Here is a 3,511-nt window from a genome sequence, read left to right as displayed (position 1 = left end):
AGACGGGCAGCAACGACGTTTATGTGGTGAAGAAGCCTGACGGCGCGGAGCTGCTTGTGCCGGCGCTGAAAAAGGTTGTGCGCGAAATCAATATCGCTGAGGGATTTTTGCGCGTGGATTTGCAGGAAGAGTTGGACAGCCGTGCGGATTGATATTGTAACACTGTTCCCGATGATGTTCGAGGCGGTGTTTGGCGAGAGCATCATCAAGCGCGCCCGTCAAAAGGGGCTGCTTGATATACGCTTGACGCAGCTTCGGGACTTTGCCTTTGATAAGCACAGGCAGGTCGATGATTCGCCTTTCGGCGGCGGCAGCGGCATGGTCTTGAAGCCAGAACCGATGTTTCGCGCCGTACGCTCGATCTTGGCGAACAGCACGGCAAAGCGGCGGCGCATCGTGCTCTTGTGTCCGAGCGGCGCGACCTTCACACAGGCGAAGGCGAAGGAACTGGCGCAAGAGGAGCAGCTGATTTTTCTCTCGGGTCATTACGAGGGCTTCGATGCACGCATCCATGTGCATTTGGCAGATGAGGCGCTTTCCATCGGCGATTTTGTGCTGACGGGCGGCGAGCTGCCTGCGATGGTCGTCGTCGACGCTGTGGCTCGCATGATTCCGGGCGTCCTCGGTTCGGATGAATCGGCGCCGACGGATTCCTTTTATGACGGTCTTTTGGAGTTCCCGCAGTATACGAGACCGAGTATGTTTGAAGGCATGGAAGTGCCGCAGGTGCTTCTGTCGGGCGATCATGCGAAGATTCGCGCATGGCGGCGCAGGGAATCGCTTCGCATCACATACGAGCGGCGTCCCGAGCTATTGGAACAAGCGTGCCTAACGGCGCAGGATAAGCGTTTCTTGGCGGACTTGAAGGACGTGCTGCATTGAGCTGTTGAAACATCCGCTGCATTATACGAGGGGCTTGTGTCATGCAGATTTTTTGCTAAAAGGTCAAAAAATCAAAAAAAGTCCTTGACTATTTATCGAAAAATGAGTAATATAAGAGCTGTGATTAGCACTCAAGCAATGCGAGTGCTAACAAAAAGATTTTAGGAAGAGCTGATTGGTCAGCGCTTCCGTTGATTTGGGAGGAAGATAAACATGATCAAGCCATTGGGCGACAGAGTTGTCATCAAGGTTTCGGAAGGCGATATGAAGACGGCGAGCGGCATCGTGCTGCCGGACACGGCGAAGGAGAAGCCGCAGGAAGGCGAAGTCGTCGCAGTCGGCACGGGCAAGATGCTCGACAACGGCACGCGTGCGCAGATGGAAGTCAAGACGGGCGACAAGGTTATCTTCTCGAAGTACTCGGGTTCTGAAGTCAAGGTCGACGAGCAGAACTACCTGATCGTTCGCGAGAGCGACATCCTCGCGGTTCTCTGAGATTTGTCTGAGAGAGCGCAGATTCGATAGATTCGTAGATATTGGGAGGTTTTACTATGGCAAAGCAGGTTTTGTTCAATGAAGAAGCGCGCCGTGCGCTCGGCAAGGGCGTCGACGCTTTGGCGAATGCCGTAAAGGTCACGCTTGGTCCTAAGGGCCGCAACGTCGTTCTCGACAAGAAGTTCGGCGCACCGACGATCACGAATGACGGCGTGACGATTGCGAAGGATATCGAACTCGAAGATCCGTTTGAGAACATGGGCGCACAGCTCGTCAAGGAAGTCGCGACGAAGACGAACGACATCGCGGGCGACGGCACGACGACGGCTACGCTTCTCGCGCAGGCGATGATCCACGAGGGCATGAGGAACGTCGCTGCGGGCGCGAACCCGATGATCCTCAAGAAGGGCATCGACCAGGCGGTCAAGAAGCTCGTCGATGAGATCAAGAGCAACTCGAAGAAGGTCGAGGGCAAGGCGGCGATCGCGCAGGTCGCGGCGATTTCCTCGGGCGACGAGGAGGTCGGCGAGCTGATCGCCGAGGCGATGGAGAAGGTCGGCAAGGACGGCGTCATCACGGTCGAGGAGTCGAAGTCTATGGACACGAACCTCTCGGTCGTCGAGGGTATGCAGTTCGACCGCGGCTATATCTCCCCCTACATGGTCACGGACACGGACAAGATGGAAGCCGTTCTCGACAATCCGTACATCCTCATCACGGATCGCAAGATTTCGGCGATTGCCGACATCCTGCCGATTCTTGAGAAGGTCGTAAAGCAGGGCAAGGAACTGATGATCATCGCCGAGGATCTCGACGGTGAGGCGCTTGCGACGCTCGTCGTCAACAAGCTGCGCGGCACGTTCAAGGCGCTTGCCGTCAAGGCTCCGGGCTTCGGCGACCGCCGCAAGGCGATGCTCGAAGACATCGCTATCCTGACGGGCGGCACGGTCATCTCCGAGGAAGTCGGCAGGAAGCTCGACAGCGTCGAGATCGAAGATCTCGGTCAGGCGCGTCAGGTTCGCTCCTCGAAGGAGGAGACGACGATCGTTGACGGTTCGGGCGATAAGGCTGCGATCGACGCTCGTGTCGAGCAGATCAAGAAGCAGGTCGCAGAGACGACTTCGGACTTCGACAAGGAGAAGCTGCAGGAGCGCCTCGCAAAGCTCGCGGGCGGCGTCGCCGTCATCGAGATCGGCGCTGCGACCGAGGTCGAGATGAAGGACAAGAAGCTGCGCATCGAGGACGCGCTAAATGCTACGCGTGCGGCGGTCGAAGAGGGCATCGTCGCCGGCGGCGGCACGACGTTCGTCGATATCCTGCCTGCACTTGATGCACTGAATGCCGAAGGCGATGTGCAGACGGGCATCAACATCGTGAAGCGTGCTGTCGAAGAGCCGGTGCGCCAGATTGCGAACAACGCGGGTCTTGAAGGCGCGGTCGTCGTCGAGAACGTCAAGAAGTCGGCGAATGGCACGGGCTTCAATGCTCTGACGGGCGAGTATGTCGACATGATCGGCGCGGGTATCGTCGATCCGGCGAAGGTCACGCGTTCTGCCCTGCAGAATGCGGCGAGCATCGCGGCGATGGTTCTCACGACGGAGACGCTTGTGGCGGACAAGCCGGAGAAGGAGCCGCCGATGCCGATGGGCGCTCCGGGTATGGGCGGCGGTATGCCGGGCATGATGTAAGGCGCGAAATCCATCGCGAATAAATTGAAATAGAAAAGCTTCCTGCTGCAATTTGCGGCAGGAAGCTTTTTTGTGTGTCCGTATTTTTTTAGCTGCGGCTCTTCGCAAGCCAGGCGTTCATGGCGGCGACGAAGACGAGGGAGAAGAGGACGAGAGCCGCCGCCCATTGGAAGGCGAGGTCGTAGTCGTTCGCCTGCACGGCGGCGTAGATCGCTGTGGACATCGTCTGCGTCGTGCCGGGGACGTTGCCCGCGAACATGATCGTCGCGCCGAATTCGCCGAGCGCACGCGTGAACGTCAGCACGAGTCCCGCAACGATGCCGTGCTTGGCGTTCGGCACGAGGATGCGCCAGAAGATGCGCCACTCGGAGATGCCGAGCGTGCGCGCCGCATAGACGATGTTCTTGTCGAGCTGCTCGAAGGCGCCGCGCGCGGTGCGGTACATG

The 3,511-nt window shown here is 58.3% G+C and carries 5 protein-coding genes; 4 read left to right on the top strand and 1 reads right to left on the bottom strand.

From position 1 onward, the window contains the following. The first annotated feature begins 23 nt into the window (after positions 1-23). The 4 genes from ACTTKG_RS09960 to groL all read left to right on the top strand — a co-directional run bounded on the left by ACTTKG_RS09960 (position 24) and on the right by groL (position 3,065). A complete protein-coding gene (locus tag ACTTKG_RS09960) occupies positions 24-152 on the top strand; it encodes a hypothetical protein (protein ID WP_442674045.1) in 129 nt (42 codons plus the stop codon). Then, on the top strand, positions 142-882 hold the full coding sequence (trmD, locus tag ACTTKG_RS09955) for a tRNA (guanosine(37)-N1)-methyltransferase TrmD (RefSeq protein WP_442674044.1): 741 nt from the start codon (positions 142-144) through the stop codon (positions 880-882). Before ACTTKG_RS09960 ends, trmD begins: the two co-directional genes overlap by 11 nt. Before the next feature lie 213 nt (positions 883-1,095). After that, positions 1,096-1,377 (top strand): co-chaperone GroES, encoded by a 282-nt coding sequence (gene groES, locus ACTTKG_RS09950; protein WP_314619767.1) that lies wholly within the window; start codon positions 1,096-1,098, stop codon positions 1,375-1,377. 56 nt (positions 1,378-1,433) lie between these two features. Next, positions 1,434-3,065, top strand: coding sequence for a chaperonin GroEL (gene groL / locus ACTTKG_RS09945; protein ID WP_442674043.1), 1,632 nt, complete (start codon positions 1,434-1,436; stop codon positions 3,063-3,065). Between the two features lie 88 nt (positions 3,066-3,153). On the opposite strand, the gene ACTTKG_RS09940 is transcribed toward groL, so the two are convergent. Continuing rightward, positions 3,154-3,511 (bottom strand): molybdate ABC transporter permease subunit (locus ACTTKG_RS09940; protein WP_442674042.1); only part of this gene is annotated, 358 nt, incomplete at its 5' end.

Origin of the sequence: Selenomonas sp., assembly GCF_052169755.1 — a bacterium.
Taxonomy (GTDB): domain Bacteria; phylum Bacillota; class Negativicutes; order Selenomonadales; family Selenomonadaceae; genus Selenomonas.
Note: the sequence above shows the minus strand (reverse complement) of the source record. Positions and strands in the feature narration are given on the sequence as shown.